Raw genomic sequence first — 19,064 nt, forward strand, 5'->3', positions numbered from 1 at the left:
CCCGGAGTAACCATGTCACGCAAGATCATCGGAATCGGGCTGGTATTATTCGGACTTATTGCGGGAGGGGTCATGGTCATGAGCAACGACGGTCGTGTGGCTCAGAACCCATCAGTCCCTTCCTCTACAATCTCCCCATCGGAAATACCAGAATTCCCCGCGAGCCGTAATCAACCGGTTTCGATCGAAGTGGTGGCCGTTTCCAGCCAATATTTGCAAGAGACGATTCCCCTGCCGGGGGAACTGCTTCCTTTTTTGAGCGTCGACCTTTCCTCAAAGATCACGGGAATCGTGGAATCCGTCAGCGTGGATCGTGGTGCAAAAGTAAAGAAAGGGGATATTCTCATCCAATTACGCGCGCCAGAGTTGCAAGCTCAGAGGAGGGAAGCGGAAGCCGAACTTCGTGCGGCAAACGTCACGTATACCCGTCTTCAAGCCGCGGCCTCTACGCCAGGTATCGTGGCTGGAAACGATGTGGAATTGGCCCAGCACCATCAGGAAGCCCTGACAGCCCGTCTCCAATCCTTACAAGAAATGGAAAAGTACTTGCGGGTGGTGACCCCATTCGATGGAGTGATCACACAACGGAATATTCATCCGGGAGCGATGGTGGGACCGGATGGTGGAAGCGGTCAGGCCTCAGCGCTGTTACGGTTAGAGCAGATTGTTCACTTACGATTGATCGTTCCAGTTCCGGAAGCCTATGCGGGGTCAATTGATAAAGGGGCAACGGTATCGTTTACCGTGCCGGCCTATCCGGAGGAAACTTTTCAGGGAGTGGTGTCTCGTATTGCTCAATCGGTCGACCCTAAAACTCGGTCCATGCCAGTGGAAATGGATGTGGATAACCAGGCTCGGCGGCTGGCTGCCGGAATGTTTTCGGAGGTCCGCTGGCCGATTCGCCGTTCTCGTCCGACCCTGTTTGTTCCGGCCACGGCCGTTGTCACCACGACGGAAAACGTCTTTGTCCTGTTGGTCAAGGAAAACCTGGTGGAATGGATCCCCGTCCGAAAGGGATCAAGAAGTGGTTCAATGGTTGAAGTGTTTGGCACCCTCCAATCTGGTGATCTCGTGGTAATTAGGGGAACTGACGAAATCAGGCCTGGCACGGAAATTATTCCGGTCCCAGGGAAATAGGGGCCAACACCAGTACGTAACTCAGCTTTGTTTAAAAAGGTTTCCATTATTAACGATGAAATTTCGGCATGCGAATCAAAGAAAATATGTGGTGCCCGTTCCGTGGACTCCGGAGGAAAGCTAATAGACAGGGTGGCTGATGCGTCTTTACGTGGGGGAACAGTTTGGATGGGCACCAGATTTCAAGGGCATGGCGTGAGAAGCAGTGCTGCGTTGCTGGGGTATGCGGCGGATACCCCGAGGCCGAAACGATTTGTCACTCATGATGTCCCCATCGGATCTGTCAGCGAATTTATCATGACAAATACAGGGTGGCATATCATCGAAGAAGGGAGACAATCATTCAAATAAGTTTCCCTCACCTTCACAAGTGACTGTCTCATCGTGTTTCTTGCTCTCGATTTTCTGCGTAACCAGACCGCGTGAATTCTTTCAATATTCTATCATCGGGGGACTCTCTTTGGTGTCCCTATCCCAAAACATTTCATCCGCATGATTTTCCGAACCTACTAAAAGGTTCACCAGCAATTTAAAATTGTCCATGTCATTTATGATTGAAAAAGGTAAATAATCCATGTCATTTAAACTTGACATAAAGAAGTTTTAAAATTACATTACCTGAGATCTTTTAAAAAGAGGGACCTCTTATTCTTTGATCATTCTGACACAAAAGAAAGGATGTGTCGTAATGAGAAAAGGCAAGTAATGTGAAAATTTGGCTAATGGCTGGATTGGGAATGGCCATGGCTATGGCCATTTCTTGCACGGTGGTTTTGGCGGCCGAGTCGGCGTCTTCAAGTCCCTCTTCTTCAGCAATTAAAAAGGGTTCGGCTTTTGGTGAGTTTTTTGTCCAGATAAAGGATCGGGCGGAAGCACAGAATGGAATAAATTGGAAGGAAACGGCGGATGCCGTCCTGATCCGAGACAAAGAGACTCAATGGAATCGGTATCTGAAAGCGGCGTTGGGTCTGCCGGATTTCGTTGACCTGGGGATTGAAAACCGCACGCGTTTTGAAAGCGTCAGTCATCCCTGGAGATCCACAGCAAAGATTGGAGGCGGGCGAACGGATTCTCAGTGGCTCCTCCGGTCCAGGGTGCGTTTTGGGTTGGGTAACGGTCCATTACGGTTTCTTTTTGAAGGACAGGATTCTCGCGAATACGGAGCTCAGGTTGGAGGGTTTGTCAATACGACAACAGTCGATAAATGGGATATTTTACAATTATTCGGATCATTGACCATAGACAATGTTGCAGGAAGCGGGTTGCGAACCGATCTGCATTTCGGTCGCATGACCCTGGACCTGGGAAGCCGTCGGTATGTCGCTCGCAATAACTTCCGAAATACTTCAAATGCCTTTGACGGTTTACATTGGCAGATTGGGAAACCAGATAATTGGCGACTCCGTGCTTTTATTACTGAACCGGTCATTCGGGACGAGGTTCAACTAGACGAGCAGAATAAGAAGTTTTTGTTTTGGGGTGCTTATGTGGAAAACCTTCAGATTCCATGGATGAACATCAATGCCTTTTATTACGGACTCAACGATCAACGACAACAAAATAAAAATTTTCATCGTACGTATGGTACCTACGGATTTCGCCTTTACAAAAATCCTGCAGTTGGTGAATTCGATTATGAATTGGAGGGGGCGGTTCAAGTCGGGCAATTAGGTCAGGTCGATCATTTTTCCTATAATCCCAATGCCCAAGTCGGCTATACGTTTAATGTGCCCTGGACCCCTCAATTTTTGGTGCAGTATTCCTATTCCAGCGGCACCAGGACTCCGGGAGGAAGCCAAAGCGGAACCTTTGATATTTTGTTCGGGGCTCGGCGATGGGATTTCATGCCTACGGGAATTTTTGGGCCATTTCTCCGATCCAACGTCAGTTCTCCCGGTTGGAGGCTGGTTGTAAAGCCTGCCAACAGCGTCACGATGCAAATCAAGCATCGGTTCTGGTACTTAGCCCAAGGCAGCGCCGTGAATGGCGGGATTCTTTTACAAGATCCCACAGGAGGGGCAGGAAATTATTTAGGACAGGATTTGGAATTACGCGTGTCATGGATTGTCAGCCAAAATCTGGACTTCGATGCCGGATACGTTCATTGGTTTAAAGGATCGTATTTCGATCGGCTTCCGGATTCGGCGAATCTACCTCAGGGTGGGAACAAGGATACGGATTATTTTTATCTTTCCATGCGCATCAGATTGTGAAAAGGCTATCAGTCCCTAAGCGGAGTCAGCCTGCTCTTTGAAAAAGGAACCATCTGGCGGCACTTATGATGTTAGGAGATGCATGATGTTTTTTCAAATCTATGTTTTGCCTTTTGTGGTCTTTTGTTCCGGTTTCATATCGGTAGCGGTAGCCGAAGAAGTGCGGGTGGCCGTTGGGGCAAATTTTTTGACCACCCTAAACGTCATTGTCACGAATTTTCAGATAGACACCGGACATACGGTTGTGGTCAGTTCCGGGTCGAGTGGAAAATTGTATGCACAAATCAAAAACGGTGCCCCGTTCGATGTCTTCCTTTCAGCAGATGCTGAGCGCCCGGAATTGTTGGAAGCTGAAGGACTGGCGGTCAAGGGTAGCCGTTTTGTTTATGCCGTGGGACGTCTAACCCTATGGAGTCCTGATTCGAACATGGTGCATGGGGATGGACAAACCGTCCTGTCGAAGGGCCACTTCGATCATCTGGCCATTGCCAATCCAAAAACCGCGCCCTATGGCAGGGCTGCCCAACAAACACTCAAGAAGATGGGTCTTTGGGAATCCCTCACGGATCGGATCGTTCAGGGGGAAAACATCGGACAAGCGTTTCAATTTGTGTTTTCCCGGAACGCACAGCTTGGATTTGTGGCGCTTTCCCAAGTATTGGATTCCAAAATCAACGGGAGCGGCAGCCGGTGGGATGTGCCAACTTCCTTTCACGAATCACTTGAACAAGAAGCGGTCCTGTTAGGGACTGGACAGAATCATGCTGGTGCCAGAACATTTTTGGATTTTATCAAAGGAGATAAAGGCCGGGCTATTATTGAACGATTCGGCTATGGACTGCCATAATCACCTTCACATCGATCATTGAGAAAAGAACTTTCATTCCAAAGGTGATAATGCTAAATAGGGAGCCATGACATTATCTGAGGTGGATTTAGGGCCTCTCTGGCTGACCTTGCATTTGGCCGGGGTGACGGTGATCGTACTTTTGATCATTGGGACTCCCATTGCCTGGTGGCTTGCACATACCCGATCCCGCGCCAGGACGGCGATCGAGGCAATTGTCGCGATGCCTCTTGTTTTGCCACCCACCGTGCTCGGATTTTATTTGCTGGTCTTATTGGGTCCTCATGGATGGATCGGGAGCGCCTCACAGGCGATAACCGGATCCGCCCTTTCGTTTACATTCACCGGATTGGTCATAGCATCAGCGTTGTATTCACTTCCTTTCGTCGTTCAACCCTTGCATAGCGCCTTTGAGGCGATCGGGCGAAAGCCGTTAGAGGCGGCCTGGTCGCTCAGAGCCTCAAAGCTCGACACATTTCTTACCATAGTTTCCCCCATGGCCTCTCGCGGCTATCTCACGGCGATTGTTCTTGGATTCGCTCATACCCTTGGCGAATTTGGTGTGGTTTTGATGGTGGGAGGGAATATTCCAGGAAGAACGAAGGTACTCTCTATTGCCATTTACGATCATGTGGAAGTCTTGGAATATAGCCAGGCTCATGTCCTATCGGCAGGATTACTTGTCTTTTCATTTCTGGTTCTTCTTCTGGTCTATTCGGTGAACCGCCGTTTGCCTATCCATGTCTCATGAGCGAGTTGACAGCCAGATTCGAGGTAGTCTTTCCCTCATTTCAATTGCAGGTGAAGGCGAGTGTGCCCGCCGAAGGGATCACGGTCGTATTCGGTCCTTCGGGATGCGGCAAGACCACCTTCTTACGCTGTCTCGCCGGATTGGAACGATCGCCGACCGGCTTTCTCGCCCTGGGAGAGGACGTCTGGCAGGATGAAACCACACACATCTTTCTTCCGCTCTCGGAACGTCCGGTTGGTTACGTATTTCAAGAGCCTCGGTTGTTCCCTCACTTGAGCGTCCGATCGAACTTATTATATGGATGGAAACGGATACCGGAATCGGAGCGCCGCATTTCACTCGATCAGGTTGTCGCGATTCTGGGTTTAGACTCGTTATTGGAACGCAGGGCAACCCATCTGTCCGGCGGGGAACAGCAACGAGTGGCCATTGGCCGCGCATTATTAACCAGCCCGCGCCTGCTCCTCATGGATGAACCGCTCAGCTCCCTTGATGTTCAACGAAAGCGGGAGATCATGACATTTATCCAACGGCTGGATAAGGAATTCAGGATACCCATTATCTATGTGAGTCATGCTCTACATGAAGTGGTACAACTCGCCAGGACTCTCATCCTGCTGAAGGAGGGGAGCGTGGCTGCAATCGGGCCACTTGCTGAAGTGTTTTCTCAAGTAGGCAGTCGTCGCGTCATCCCGGACAGCCACATTGGTGCAGTCATTGACACTCATGTGGCGGGGCATGATGTGGAATTCGGGCTCACCACTCTCAATTTTTCCGGCGGTCAACTGTCAGTACCCCATCAACATTCATCCATAGGAGAATCATTACGAGTGCAAATTCTTGCCCGGGATGTCAGTCTTGTGGCAAGCCCTCCTGCATTCCAAACCAGTGTGCTGAATGTGTTAGAGGCGACGGTCCTGGAAATCGGCCCCATCGAGTCCGGACAACCCTTTGTCGATATCAAATTGGATATTGGTTGTCCCTTGCTGGCCACCATCACCCGAAAATCATTAGCGACCCTCCGACTCCACCCCGGTCAAAAAGTCCACGCCCAAATCAAAGCCGTGGCCCTTACCCACGATTCTCTGGACTAAATGCGCCATTCTTCCAAAGTTCGTTTCCGATACGTATGGCAACACGTTTATTTCCCTTGGTTTCAATCCAGAGTGCTAAAGTGGAATCCAGACTGTTCCGATGGATGAGTGCCCTCAACAATGGTGGTAGATGATGGTCACAGGGATATTACAAGTAGCTGGAGGATCACCTGACGGCCTAGGAGTATGGCACGTTGAATGCCAAGAAAGGGATGGAAGCCATTGTCGCCCTTCCGGTTGTCACATGTAGAATGTCGTGGGATAGTAATATCACGGAAATGAATGGTCTCTCGCTGCTGAGTGAACTGCACCACTGTTTTTGTAACACTTTTTACGGAGACAAGACTTAAACGAAGCAAAAAACACTGGTGCTTGAGTGAACTCACATGATTGATGATCGTATGAAATTTTCTGTTTGGAGGTTCTATGAGTTTTTGGCCTATCCCTTTTTCCTATCTCGAGGACTACCTCTTTTTGGCCACAACGCTTTCCTTAGTAACCTGGCTCTACCTTTCGTTTGGGCATGGCCGCTTCTGGTATGCCGACCAGCGACTCGGTGGGGATGGTCAAATTACTTTCAAAACCACACAATGGCCTACCGTCGTCGTTGTTGTTCCCGCCCGCAATGAGGCCGATGTCATCGAACGGACGCTGCGCTCTCTTTTAGAGCAGGACTACCCAGGGAAATTTCACGTGGTGATGGTGGATGATCAAAGTGAGGATCATACCGGCGACATTGCACGTCAGCTTGCTATCGATCACCCGTGTGGAGCACGCCTGACTGTAAAAGTCGCCGAGAATCGGCCCTCTGGATGGCTGGGAAAGGTTTGGGCTCTACATACCGGATTGCAGTATGCTGAGAAGCACTGGCCCGATGCCGCCTATCGATATTTGACGGATGCGGACATCGAGCACAGTCGGGGAAATCTGCGTGAGATGGTTTGTAAAGCCGAATTCGAGGAACTTGATCTGGTATCGCTCATGGTCCGATTACATTGTCAACATGCCTGGGAGAAGCTGCTGATTCCTGCATTTGTGTATTTTTTTCAAAAACTCTATCCCTTTCCCCTTATTAACGATCACAATTCAACTGTCGGAGGCGCAGCTGGAGGTTGCATCCTTGTGCGGAATCGTGCACTGATTCAAATAGGAGGGATCGCAACCATTCGGGGTGAAGTAATTGATGACTGTGCCCTTGGGACGGCAATTAAGCGGGTAGGAAAAATTTGGGTGGGTCTTACGGATTCAGAGCACAGCATTCGTCCCTATTTGGGACTTCATGATATCTGGGCCATGGTAAAACGGACCGCCTACACTCAACTGAAATATTCTCCTTTGATGCTTGTGGGTACTGTCATGGGTCTGGTGGTGGTCTATCTCCTCCCACCGCTTGTTGCTTTGACCTGGCCATTTCACGGAAGTGCTTTGGCGGGAGTGCCGGCGGTCTTCGCTTGGCTTATCATGATGTATACGTTTCAACCCACTTTGCGGTTATACGCACTGGCTCCAACCTATGGTGTGGTGTTGCCCATAGCCGCCTTTCTTTACCTGGGAATGACTGTAGACTCGGCTTGCCGTTATTGGTTAAAGATCGGGGGACAATGGAAAGGACGGACCGGCATTGGCTGCACTAATTGAGGCGTGGTTTTCGTTCAGTATAAATGCTGCCGGGGACACCCGGTATGGCAGCCGCCACGTTTTTTAACTGGTAAAGTTAACAGAATTTGACGGGTAAGGAAAAATGAACTACAGGAAAAGGGTCAGGCATACGGTTCCGGCCATTCGCGCAATAAGTTCAACCGGAATTTATAAAACCAGGAGCGTGCTGTCTTCAACACCCTCCTGGCTATAATTCCAACACCTTTCGATTGAGATGAAAATGGAAGCACCGGTTTGAGATGTATCCATTCGTGTTTGTCCTATCTCTCGGGTTTGGCGCTCTTCTTTATGCCGGTTTCACCTTCCAATAGAACACATCTACCATCATGCTTTGCTCAATATACTGGCTTCATACAATCAGGGGAGAGAACTTAATTTTTCTCCACAAAAGCCACATCGGTGACCTTATCTTCATCATCGACAAATAGGACGACTTCTTGCCCTGAGGAAAGCTTTTTGAATTTTTCCTGAATCAGGGGACGCACTTCATACTGATGTTCTTTTTCTCCATCCGGTTGAACGGCAATCATATTATCTTTCAGGGGTTGTTTCAGAACTCCTGAAACCTTTTTGAAATTCCCTTTTAAGGGAGATTTTTTTTCTTGAAGATGTTGGGCTTTGTCCACTGTGGCCTGGTTCTCAAATGTGACGTCAACGATCTGGTCCATTTCATCAATAAGGAACGTGGCATCTGCGCCAACGGGAATGGACGCCACTTTGCTCCTGGCCATTGAACTGATCTTATGCGATTCCTGCTGACCCTCCTTCACCTGAATGACGGCCTTTTCGTGGCCGGTTACCAGTGGCTGGGCCAAAACACCATGGACCTTTCGATGATGGGACTCTTCTCCTGCCAGATGAACATCTACAATCAGGTTTTGATCGTTGACGGTTATTTCAACCCGATCCCCATTTTTCAAAGCAGGAAGCCCTTTCTCCTCACGGAGATTCATGGGTAGATAACGAGGTTGACCTTCCCCTGTGTCTACCTTGGCCTGTTCCCCTCTGACTTCTTCCACAGTTCCAGTTATGACACGCTCCCCGGACAGGGATTCATTGCCTTTCGTGGTATTTCCTTCATGGGCAAACACCACACCGGAAAGCACCAGACATCCAGTCAAACAGCACATTCCAAATAGACCTAAGCATCCCCTGGAACCTTGTGTCGATGGCGTCATTGACGTTTTTTGAAATTCGGTCGTGAAAGGCATGAAACGCTCCTTCTGTTAATTTTTAGTTAAGGGTCAATACAGACATTCGAATATACTCAATTTTTCTTCATGGGAGACCTGAAGAAAACCCTGGGTTTGAAATTCAGGAAGTAAGAGAAAACGGACTTGGAGAAATAAAAAGAGGGAGGGAACTCTGAGTTACCGCTAGGAGGTCCGATTCCCGTTGGGCGTTTTAGTTGATTTCGATAACAGGAGTAAGCCGATACAGGCAGAGAGGCAGGATGCTATTAAAATGGCTAATTTTGCCGTTTGTAGATCGGAAGGTTCGCGAAAGGCCAACGTTGCAATGAAAATGGCCATGGTAAACCCAATACCCCCCATAAATCCCAAACCAATGATTTGAGGCCAATGAAGGTGGGATGGAAGATCAGAATTGCCAAACCGGACCACCAACCAGGCTCCAAGGCAAATGCCCAAGGGCTTGCCAAGTAATAATCCCAACCCAATTCCTAAAGAGAGGGTATTGCTGATGAGTGAAGAAGAGTCGGTGGTAATTACCACTCCTGCATTAGCGAGAGCAAAGATAGGCATGATGGCAAATGTGACCCATGGGTAGAGAACATGTTCGAGTTTTTGAAGGGGAGGTTGGATCAAATCGTTGGCCGTTTCCAGTGCATGGACTGCTTGTGTCTGGTCTTTATTTTCCAATACTGAAACCCCCGGAACTTCAGCCCTTTTAAATTCCTGGCTGAATTTTTCGCTTTTATGGGCAAATTCCTTTTTGGTCATGGCAGATGTGGCTGGAATCGTAAAAGCCGCAAGCACACCGGCAATCGTGGGATGAAGACCAGAAAAAAGAAACGCCAACCAAAGGCCACCAATTCCGAATAGGCCATAAATAAATGGAGAACGGATTTCCAACCGGTTTGCAGTTATCAGGATTACTAAAAATCCCAAGCCGGTCCCAAGACTGATCCATGAAATGTCCGAGGTATAGAAAAAGGCAATAACGAGAACAGCTCCGAGATCGTCAACGATAGCCAAGGTCGTCAAGAAAATTTTAGCCGAAAAGGGAATCTTTGAGCCCAATAGACCCAGCAGGCCAATGGCAAAAGCAATATCGGTGGCCATGGGAATTCCCCAACCTGAGCTATAAGGGGTCTGAATATTAAGCAGAAGATACATCGCAGCGGGAAGAACCATTCCGCCCAAAGCCGCCGCAATGGGAACAAAGGCTTGACGGGGTTGGGATAATTCTCCGACCAATATTTCCCGTTTAATTTCGAGTCCAATGACGAAAAAGAAAATGGCCATCAATCCGTCATTGATCCACAGTAATAGTGGTTTTTCTAGTACATAGGTGCCAAAGCCAATGGTAAAAGGCAGCTTCCAAAATGCCGAAAAATGATCGCTATAGGCTGAATTGGCGAAGACCAGGGCGATTCCGGTGCAAACCAAAAGAACGATACCACCGGAGGCATTCTGTTTGGTGAATTCCTCCAGGGGCGAAAGGAGTTTTTCCACTGGTCGGCTTTTAACGGATTGTTTGGCTTCCTTGACTAAATCCATGGAATCGAAAGTCCTGGAAAGTTGTTGCTCAAAATTGGGATACTTCTGCGGATTTCTTTGACACTCGGCTACCCATCATTCCACTAAACTCGTTGAGAAGTCTTGGCATAATTTGTTTGTTGAGGTCAGACCAATTCGTCTGTGTTGCGGAATTGCCTTCATTCCAGAATCGGGTGAGTCCATGCATGACAAACCCTGGTGAAAACACCCGAATTTTTCAAGTCCCAATTCGCAATATTGTTATGTTACTGCGCAGCAAAATGGAAATCTAAGACAAAATACTAAGTAAGGAGACTGTTTTGTCTCTTGAGGCGGAGCTACTTTCATCTAGTAGGATGAGTGAGGTTAATTCTGTGAGAACACATTGAAATGCTTTTGATGGCAACAATTACGAGAGGAGGCGACTAATGTTGAAGACCGTTCAAATCTTTTTAAGTATTGCAGTGGTAATGGGATTGTTGGCGGGGTGCCAATCTATGACCGGACAGACCACTGGGGATTATGTTGATGATGCCAGTATAACTGCCGCGGTGAAAACCAAACTGGCTAATCAACAACCCTCATCATTATCTCGAGTAGAGGTTGAAACCGTAAAGGGCGTTGTTCATCTTATAGGTGTAGCGAAAACTGAAGGGGACAAAGCGGAAGCGGGCCGTCTGACCAAGCAAGTCAAAGGCGTCAAGCGAGTCGACAATGATCTGACGGTTCAATCTCCTTAGTCTGACCCGTCATAATCAAATCCGTAGATCCACGCCTCAGGGACGGGGTGGAAATTATTATTCTATCAAATTAAAACGGAATGTTCAGTCTAATAAAAGCAAAATTGCTACTGAAATTTCGCATTCAGGGATGTTGCCGGACATTACATATTCCACGATGGGAATGACGAGTAGGACGATATTTGAAAATGGGATCTCAGAAAAAACGACCATGGTGGATCCGTGCCGTTTTCCTCACGTTGGGGATTATGGGTTTCCTCCTACTGCTCTTGGGGATCACGTCATTTTTTATTGATGAACCGTTGCGGGCATACATTGAAACCAATCTCAATAAAAATCTCAAAGGCTATAGGGTTGAATTGGAGACGGTTGATTTTCATCCACTTGGTTTCTCCGTTGACTTTGAAAATTTAACGTTAAGACAAGAAGCGAATCCTGAGCCTCCTCTCCTCATCATCCCATTCTGGAGTGCAAGTATTCAGTGGACACAATTGTTCATGATGGAGATTGTCAGTGATCACCTTATTAAAAATGCTGAAGTCGTATTTCTTTTAGCTCAAGCCGAAAAAGAGGTAAAGGACAAAACAGACGTAGAAGACAAAGGTTGGCAAGAGGCCTTATATGCATTGTACCCTGTCACCATTAACACCTTTCGAATCGAAGATAGTGCCATTTCCTATAGGGAAAAAGCCGACGATCCTCCACTTGAACTGACAAATCTTCAATTGAAAGTGGAAAATATCCAGAATATCCGCTCCCAGGATGGGGAGTACCCCTCAGGCATTCATGTGGAAGGATCAATTCACCAATCCGGATTTGTGAGTATCTCGGGGAAAGCGAATTTCTTAGCCCAACCGTTTCCAGGAGTATCAGTAGACTTCGATGTGAATAATGTTCAACTTAAACCGTTTATCCCTTTATCCTCCCTACTCAATATGGAAATTCATTCCGGAACGCTGAACGGGCGGGGACATGTCGAATATGCCCCTTGGACAAATATGGTTCAAATTGCCATGTTGGAAATAGAAAATCCACATATTAACTATGTGGAGAAACATTCTCAAAAGAAAGCACAAAAAGCCTCACAGGATGCCAAATCACAAGACGGGGGTGATTCAAAGAAATCCCAAGATCCGTTCAAGGTGGCGATTGAATCCGCATCGGTGAAAAATGGCGAATTTGGATATAAGAACCAGACCACGGATCCCCCGTATAGGATATTTTTTAACCAGGTGGATCTCCTGATGACCGGGGTGGGCGTCCCAAAGATCACACAGAAAGGGGAATTGAAGCTCTCTGGAAAATTTATGGGAAAGGGGAAGACATCAGTTAATGGAGGATTCCGGCCGGAAGTAAAACATCCTGATTTTGATGTAAAGATGAAAATTGAAAAAACAGAAATGACAACCTTAAACGATGTCTTTAAAGCCTACGGTGGACTTGATGTAAAAAGCGGAAAATTTTCTATGATTTCCGAACTGCATACTGATGATGGCCGTGTCCAGGGGTACATTAAGCCATTTTTCGACCAACCGGTAATTTACGATTTTTCACAGGACAAAACCGACAATATCTTTCAACAGTTATATGAGAGTGTTGTGGGTGGAGTCGCTTCCCTTCTGGAAAATACTCCTAGGGATGAGGTGGCGACGAAAACCGATATAACCGGGGATATGGAAAATATTCATATTGGGACATGGCAACTGATTTGGAACCTTTTCAAAAATGCGTTTGTCGATGCCATGACACCTGCCTTCGAAAATTTAAAAAAACTGGAAAAAACCAATTAGGAATGTAAAAACAATCAAATAGAGAAAACCAGCCTGGGGTATAAGTGTGGCGATGTCTGATTCCTCATTGGGGCAGTTCAGTGGGCATGGTTCCTCAAATTTTCTTAAACACAAGGAGGGGAAAATGAAGATCAATCATTATGTGTGGGGAGTGTTTTTGATCGCGTTGTTGGCGATAACCGGGTGTAATACTATGGAGGGTGCCGGCGAGGATGTACAAAAAGCCGGTAAAACAATTGAAAAGGCAGCCGATTAAAATCGGTTCCTAAAATGAAAGGCGGGATTTCTTAATTCAATATTGGGAAATTCCGCCTTCTTCTCTCGGAGATTTCTTCCCCCTTCAAAGCCTACCACCCTGAGAAAATCCTGCTTTAGCACTTCCCTTGGATGCCTTTCGGCATCGAGCATTAACCATATGGAAACGAATGAGGATCGCCTCAGTATTTGGTGAAAATATCTGGATAAAAAAGAGCGAGGAGAAAACCAATTTATACGTTGGTGAAGTGGGGCTTATCTTGATATTAAGTAGTCATAAAGGGATCAAGAAGTGGGTAATCCACCCATAGGTCATTTAATAACGTTTAGGTAACCCCATCAAAGGAGGTGGAGGAAAAACGAAAGAAGGTATGAGAAACGATTCGAAAAACCTTTTCAACATTACACAACTTTTTTAAGGAGAAAAAAATGAACAAGGAACAATTCAAAGGAAATTGGAACCAGTTTAAGGGCGAAGTGAAAAAAAAGTGGGGTAAGTTTACCGACGATGAATTAACCCAAATCGAAGGTGATTACGATAAATTTAAGGGAAGGGCTCAAGAACTCTATGGAGATCAAAAAGAAGAAGTAAATAAATGGACCGAGGATTGGCAGGCGAAGAACCAACCAGTCCGATAATTCCCATTTCACTTCTAGTGACATCAGGATACCCATCATCCCGGGAGACGGGGGATTTTTCTCTCGCTCCTGGGAAGAGGGGGCGAGGCCTTCGGTGATGTAAAGTGCCTTGTCCATTCATCCTCGGAATGTTCTGTTCCACCAAGTTTTACCAGATATACGGAAGGAGGAAAATTATGAATCTGACACAATATGTATTAAATAATAAAAATGCCTTAGCCGTGGCGGCTGTGCTTCTCATGAGTGCTCCTGCCTGGGGGGCCAACGGAATGAATTATTCTGTTCCCGCGGATGAGGGAATGCAAAAAGGGTTTATCCATAAGGTATATAATGAGGACCAATTCAATGGTAATTGGAAACAGCTCAAAGGTGCGCTTAAGGAGAACTGGGGAGAGTTTACGGATGATGATCTCTTGGCAATTGAAGGGCGTACAGACCGTTTCGAAGGAAAACTACAAGAGCGATATGGAGAACGAAAAGAAGAAGTCAGGGCATGGGTGGATGAATGGTTGGAAAATCATCCTTATGATTCCCGGGAACAAAAGAATTAATTATAAAAAGTCACAGGACCAAATTGATTCCGGCGCGAGAGGGACTTTTCCTGCGCCGGAATTTTTTTATGCCACATCAGGAAGGCCACTGTTGTTATCCATCTTAGGCAGCTTGTTCCTCAATCCAAGAATGCCGCCTATCCAAGCGTATTCACAGGAAGTAACTCTACCTCGATAAATTTATGAGGTCCCCCGTATCTTTCGAATAGCGGTGGGTTTTTCCTCAGCCGAAAAACGGATTTCCGCTGTATCGCCGACTTCAATTCCTTCATCCACCAACGTCATGGAGTTTGTCTCTACACGGATTTCCTTATTATCGGAGTCCTTAATCATATAGCTTTTGTCATCAATAGACATGACTTCGCCTATAATTAATCTGGCATGATCAGAAGGTTGGTCGGGGGGGATGGGGTTCGGAGTATTAGAATTCACGGGCGGAGAGGGAATTTCCTTCGAGCTGCCGGAAACCGTGGGTTCAACCGGTGGATTATTAACAGGGGCGGTTTCATCCTGACAGCCAACGATAGCCAAAAAAAGTAACGGCACACACCACCGGAAATTTATAGCAGACTGTTGTGGGTTCATGTGGGGTCGTCTCATTGGTCGTTCCTCTCTTTCTTGTATGTAGTTCGAAGCATTGGAAACTTGAAAAACTTTTAATTAGCAATAGTATGGTTAAGAAGTCCGGACTTGCGAAACTGTTGAAAACCCTGGAAATACGGTGATTTTCTTTGCGGGGTTAAATGGGGAATCTTTAGGGCTGGGACTGCGTGGTAGCTTTGACATCATCCCTGCGTGGGTAGAAGTGATAAAAGACCCTCCTCTATATCTAGATATGTTTGGCTTCTTAGCTCAGGAGGTGGAAATGCAACAACCCAAGTGTTATTGCACCTCATGTTCCACAGGATGAACTTTTGACGAAAGGAAGCTTTGTAATTTGGCTTCGTCTTCGGTGGATAATGACGTCTGCAAAATCGTGCCTTCCATGCCTTTCCGTTTTAATTCGTTAATTACTTTATCCCGGGACACTTTTTTGAGGAGAAGGAATAAAGCGGAATGTCCTGGTTGAATAGTGTTTCCTAGTTCTTTGATGAAAATATCGTCAATGCCAATGTCCGTTAACCATCCGGTAATGCTTCCTGCTGTGGCTCCTGCCAGTCCTCCTGCGGCCCACCCGAGTATGGGATTAAAAAACAGCACGCCAATTAATAGACCCCATAAACCTCCATAAAGCACTCCTCCTACCGTACCGGAAGCAACCAAATTGTAAGTCTGATTAATGGTGACTTTTCCTTCCCGATTTTTTACGACAACGACTGCATCTTCTAAATCAAGAAGGTATTGTTTCTGCATGGTAAAAAGAAGTTTCCGTACTTCTTCCGCTTTTGTCTCATCGGCAAAAGCCCATGAAAATGTTACGAAATTTAGGTTTCCGGAACTCACGGGCGACACCCTGAACCTAATTGGCGGACACTTCCTGTTTGTGGGGCAGGCGCGATTCAGGGGGCTGCATGGACTGTAGATATCTTATGGTTGCTGCCTCCCCATGGCATTCCCAACAAAGAAAGTGCCCCTCCAACTAGAATTGGTCGTGCATAAGACCGGTTCATCACAAACCCTCCTTTCTTGAGATCTGATATGTAAATTGTGAATGCGATGAGGATTCTCACCGCTCTGTGTGATGGTTGGAAAATAACGTTCAAATTTCCTATAAAAAACCCTCAAAAACCCTGGAAATGGCCATGAAAATGAAGCTGATCGTTTGTAGGTTTGACAAATTATAGGGGGTCGCCGGGTAGTAGGTTCCTGCATCTGGTTTAGTTTGGCTGTCAAAACCCTGGATGGAAGCAAAATAATGTAGGGATCAAGATGATATCTTCCAGGGTTAATGCCAGTATGTGAGGTTCGAGTATTGCCTTAAAGTGGGGATATGAAGATTAGGAAAATTCATCTTTTTTTATGCATATGTTCTTATGTGTTCCTTGGATTTGGAGTGGTGGGGAGAGCCCAAGGTCAGGAACCAGGCATTCCCCAGGTGCTCGAGGAGCTTATTGATGACTCACCGGTCACCTACAGGAAAGAGTTAATTGAAATATATGATGATCGGCAGTATGAGCCCTTGTGGGTCTCACTATCTGATCATCTTAATGCCGAGGGACAGGCCTTATATAAAATTTTGAGCGAAGCCGAACGACTGGGTTTAAATTCCAAGGATTATGCGTATTCCGAACTTCACTGGTTACAACGTACCGATCAATTATTCTCCGAAGATCGCCCCTTATTCCATACAAATGTCCTCGCCCGAATCGAAGTCGTTCTGACGAATAATCTTGTAAAGCTTTTGGATCACGTCACATCGGGACGCTTATCGCCGGAACAAGTTAACGGTAAGTGGTATCTGGAAGATGAAAGACCACCATTGACCCAAATAGTCACACAAGTCATTGACGACGGAATCGCTGTCACTCTGGAGTCATTAGCCGGTGGGCATGAAGGGTATGGGCCCTTACTGAAGACGTTAGTACAATATCTTCAGATCAAGTCCGATGGAGGGTGGCCGATCATACCAGGCGGTCCTCTCCTCACGAAAGGGACAAGCAGTCCACGCGTGAAAGTATTACGCCAGCGGTTAGCGGCGACGGGAGATATGAACGACGGGCCGATAAGTTCGGTATTTGATCAGAAAGTGATGGAGGGGGTAGAAAAATTTCAAGCACGACATGGACTATCTGTAGACGGGATAGTCGGGCCGAGAACCTTGGAAACCTTGAATACTCCGGTGGATTCCCGTATTCGACAGTTGTTGGTGAATTTGGAGCGGCGCCGTTGGATGCCGCGGACATTGGGTCCGGACTATGTATTGGTGAACATCCCGGATTTTCAGCTCACGGCCTATCAAGATGGGAAACCACAAATGGGGATGCCTGTCATTGTGGGCAAGCCGATGAGCCAGACTCCCATCTTCAGTGACATTCTGGAATACCTGGTACTTAATCCATACTGGAACGTGCCAAGAAGCATTGTTATAGATGAAATAATCCCCAAATTCCAGGAAGATCCCGCTTATCTCGAGGAAAGCAATTTTGAATTGGTGGACTGGGATGAACAGCCTATGGAAATCTCTCAACTTACCTTAGAAAACATTGAAGCCGGAACGATTCGTATTCGACAGAAACCCGGCCCGAACAATGCGCTAGGTCTGGTCAAGTTCATGTTTCCCAATGATCATGCCATTTATCTTCACGATACCCCTGCCGATCATTTGTTCGATGCATCCGAACGCGATTTCAGTCATGGCTGTATCCGCGTTGAACGGCCGACGGATTTAGCTGCTTTTCTTTTGAACGGAAAGTGGTCCCGGGAGGAAATTCTGCATACCATTGAAAGTTCGGAACGCCGTGCGATTCAACTTCCACAAGCGATCCCGGTTTATATTTTGTACCTGACGGCCTGGGTGGCTGAGGACGGGACCCTGCAATTCCGTGAAGATCTTTATGGTCATGACGAGCAATTATGGACAGCATTGCAGCCGGTCCTATCTACAGCTGGGGGTCGTTCCAATCAATCTATCTAAAGCGAATCCTACAGAGTCATTTCATGTTTTTGCGATTCAACAGTTTCTTCATGGTCGCATGGTGCGGAATTGGATTTTTTGTGATGGTGGTAGGTATTCACCATGCTGTCGCCGCACCCGGTTCACTCTATGCTCCGGAACTCATGCCTTTTACTGTCAAAATAAAGGACGAAGTCAATCCGTATCGGGTCTTAGGCGTTTATGTCATGCCTTCCCGAACGATCGAGCTTGAATGCGTATTTACCAATCCTGCCAGCTCTTTCACCGTTTCTGCTCTGGGGGGCAGCCTCGAACGTCACACTAAGGAGCGATGGAAATGGAAGGCACCCAACCAGAAAGGTTTATATCCCATCACCATTACGGACACGACAACCAATTCCACCATGATGCTTAATGTGTTTGTCATGGTGCCGTTTGCTCATACCAGTGAACAGTTAAACGGCTATCGGATCGGTCGCTATCAAGAAAAACCCTTGAGAAATAATTCTGTGTACAATCGACCCCAGGGCTTTGTTGAGGTCACCCAGAATAATCGCAATGTGCTTGTCTCGCCGCATTTTACGCTAGGCCAATTTGTCGGCAAACAGCCGAGCGGGTATCCCAAGTACCTGGTCTTAAGGGAACGACTGATACTCAAATTGGAAATGATTCTGGAAGCGGTCAATCAAGAAGGGATTAAAGCTCACACTCTACATATCATGAGCGGCTATCGCACGCCATTTTACAATCATTCGATCGGAAACCGCACAAAATACAGCCGACACCTGTATGGAGGTGCAGCCGATATTTTTGTGGATGTGGATGAAAATGATCAGATGGATGACATAAATCAAGATGGTAAAATCACCATGGCGGATGCCGTTGTATTGGCGGATGTCGTGAAGAAGAAAGCTCGTGAAACCTGGTATCAACCTTTTCTGGGAGGATTAGGCATTTATGGGCCCAAACCTCATCGAGGTCCCTTCGTTCATGTTGATGTTCGGGGATTCAAAGCTCGATGGACGAAACCTTAAGATCATACTGCGTCCTTCGGCTCTCACAAAGCCAAAGGCATGTTCCTGCCGGCATCATGTCGAGTGACAATGAGGAGATCT

General features: G+C 46.9%; 18 protein-coding genes. 14 read left to right on the forward strand and 4 right to left on the reverse strand.

Annotated features, from left to right (window positions below; genetic code table 11):
* Positions 1–12 precede the first annotated feature (12 nt).
* From PP769_RS11275 to PP769_RS11305, 7 genes are all read left to right on the forward strand, one after another.
* Positions 13–1,137, forward strand: coding sequence for an efflux RND transporter periplasmic adaptor subunit (locus tag PP769_RS11275; protein WP_312640159.1), 1,125 nt, complete (start codon positions 13–15; stop codon positions 1,135–1,137).
* A gap of 132 nt (positions 1,138–1,269) precedes the next feature.
* The gene (locus PP769_RS11280) at positions 1,270–1,488 is read left to right on the forward strand and encodes a hypothetical protein (RefSeq protein ID WP_312640160.1); all 219 of its coding nucleotides are present in this window, start codon (positions 1,270–1,272) and stop codon (positions 1,486–1,488) included.
* A 356-nt stretch (positions 1,489–1,844) separates the two neighbouring features.
* Entirely contained in the window at positions 1,845–3,350 is a 1,506-nt protein-coding gene (locus PP769_RS11285) for an alginate export family protein (RefSeq protein WP_312640161.1), read from the forward strand.
* 82 nt (positions 3,351–3,432) lie between these two features.
* Positions 3,433–4,197, forward strand: a complete 765-nt coding sequence (gene modA, locus PP769_RS11290) for a molybdate ABC transporter substrate-binding protein (protein WP_312640162.1) — start codon at positions 3,433–3,435, stop codon at positions 4,195–4,197.
* 67 nt (positions 4,198–4,264) lie between these two features.
* Positions 4,265–4,948, forward strand: coding sequence for a molybdate ABC transporter permease subunit (modB, locus tag PP769_RS11295; RefSeq protein WP_312640163.1), 684 nt, complete (start codon positions 4,265–4,267; stop codon positions 4,946–4,948).
* Complete coding sequence (gene modC, locus PP769_RS11300) at positions 4,945–6,042, forward strand: molybdenum ABC transporter ATP-binding protein (RefSeq protein WP_312640164.1); 1,098 nt, start codon at positions 4,945–4,947, stop codon at positions 6,040–6,042. The genes modB and modC overlap by 4 nt, the downstream gene beginning before the upstream one ends.
* A gap of 426 nt (positions 6,043–6,468) precedes the next feature.
* The gene (locus PP769_RS11305; RefSeq protein WP_312640165.1) at positions 6,469–7,680 is read left to right on the forward strand and encodes a glycosyltransferase; all 1,212 of its coding nucleotides are present in this window, start codon (positions 6,469–6,471) and stop codon (positions 7,678–7,680) included.
* A 392-nt stretch (positions 7,681–8,072) separates the two neighbouring features.
* Here PP769_RS11305 and PP769_RS11310 read toward each other — a convergent pair whose 3' ends face one another.
* Positions 8,073–8,822, reverse strand: coding sequence for a hypothetical protein (locus PP769_RS11310; protein ID WP_312640166.1), 750 nt, complete (start codon positions 8,820–8,822; stop codon positions 8,073–8,075).
* A gap of 255 nt (positions 8,823–9,077) precedes the next feature.
* Positions 9,078–10,442 carry a Na+/H+ antiporter NhaA gene (nhaA, locus tag PP769_RS11315; RefSeq protein ID WP_312640167.1) on the reverse strand — a complete coding sequence of 455 codons (1,365 nt, stop codon included), beginning with the start codon at positions 10,440–10,442 and terminating at the stop codon, positions 9,078–9,080.
* A gap of 407 nt (positions 10,443–10,849) precedes the next feature.
* On the opposite strand from nhaA, the gene PP769_RS11320 reads away from it, so the two are divergent.
* From PP769_RS11320 to PP769_RS11340, 5 genes are all read left to right on the forward strand, one after another.
* Positions 10,850–11,161: a BON domain-containing protein gene (locus PP769_RS11320; RefSeq protein WP_312640168.1), complete on the forward strand. Its 312-nt coding sequence runs from the start codon at positions 10,850–10,852 to the stop codon at positions 11,159–11,161.
* A gap of 188 nt (positions 11,162–11,349) precedes the next feature.
* Positions 11,350–12,951, forward strand: a complete 1,602-nt coding sequence (locus PP769_RS11325) for a DUF748 domain-containing protein (RefSeq protein WP_312640169.1) — start codon at positions 11,350–11,352, stop codon at positions 12,949–12,951.
* A gap of 124 nt (positions 12,952–13,075) precedes the next feature.
* Positions 13,076–13,207, forward strand: coding sequence for an entericidin A/B family lipoprotein (locus tag PP769_RS11330; RefSeq protein ID WP_312640170.1), 132 nt, complete (start codon positions 13,076–13,078; stop codon positions 13,205–13,207).
* A gap of 428 nt (positions 13,208–13,635) precedes the next feature.
* Positions 13,636–13,845 (forward strand): CsbD family protein, encoded by a 210-nt coding sequence (locus PP769_RS11335; protein WP_312640171.1) that lies wholly within the window; start codon positions 13,636–13,638, stop codon positions 13,843–13,845.
* A 299-nt stretch (positions 13,846–14,144) separates the two neighbouring features.
* Positions 14,145–14,396, forward strand: coding sequence for a CsbD family protein (locus PP769_RS11340; RefSeq protein ID WP_312647049.1), 252 nt, complete (start codon positions 14,145–14,147; stop codon positions 14,394–14,396).
* 180 nt (positions 14,397–14,576) lie between these two features.
* Here PP769_RS11340 and PP769_RS11345 read toward each other — a convergent pair whose 3' ends face one another.
* Together PP769_RS11345 and PP769_RS11350 are read right to left on the reverse strand one after the other, a co-directional pair.
* A complete protein-coding gene (locus PP769_RS11345; RefSeq protein WP_312640172.1) occupies positions 14,577–14,981 on the reverse strand; it encodes a hypothetical protein in 405 nt (134 codons plus the stop codon).
* Positions 14,982–15,278: 297 nt separating this feature from the next.
* Positions 15,279–15,839 carry a DUF1269 domain-containing protein gene (locus PP769_RS11350; RefSeq protein WP_312640173.1) on the reverse strand — a complete coding sequence of 187 codons (561 nt, stop codon included), beginning with the start codon at positions 15,837–15,839 and terminating at the stop codon, positions 15,279–15,281.
* Between the two features lie 553 nt (positions 15,840–16,392).
* Here PP769_RS11350 and PP769_RS11355 point away from each other — a divergent pair.
* Both PP769_RS11355 and PP769_RS11360 read left to right on the forward strand, forming a co-directional pair.
* The gene (locus PP769_RS11355; protein ID WP_312640174.1) at positions 16,393–17,970 is read left to right on the forward strand and encodes a L,D-transpeptidase family protein; all 1,578 of its coding nucleotides are present in this window, start codon (positions 16,393–16,395) and stop codon (positions 17,968–17,970) included.
* 50 nt (positions 17,971–18,020) lie between these two features.
* On the forward strand, positions 18,021–18,983 hold the full coding sequence (locus tag PP769_RS11360) for a D-Ala-D-Ala carboxypeptidase family metallohydrolase (RefSeq protein ID WP_312640175.1): 963 nt from the start codon (positions 18,021–18,023) through the stop codon (positions 18,981–18,983).
* Positions 18,984–19,064: the final 81 nt, after the last annotated feature.

Source organism: Candidatus Nitrospira allomarina, from assembly GCF_032050975.1.
In the GTDB taxonomy this organism is placed as follows: domain Bacteria; phylum Nitrospirota; class Nitrospiria; order Nitrospirales; family UBA8639; genus Nitrospira_E; species Nitrospira_E allomarina.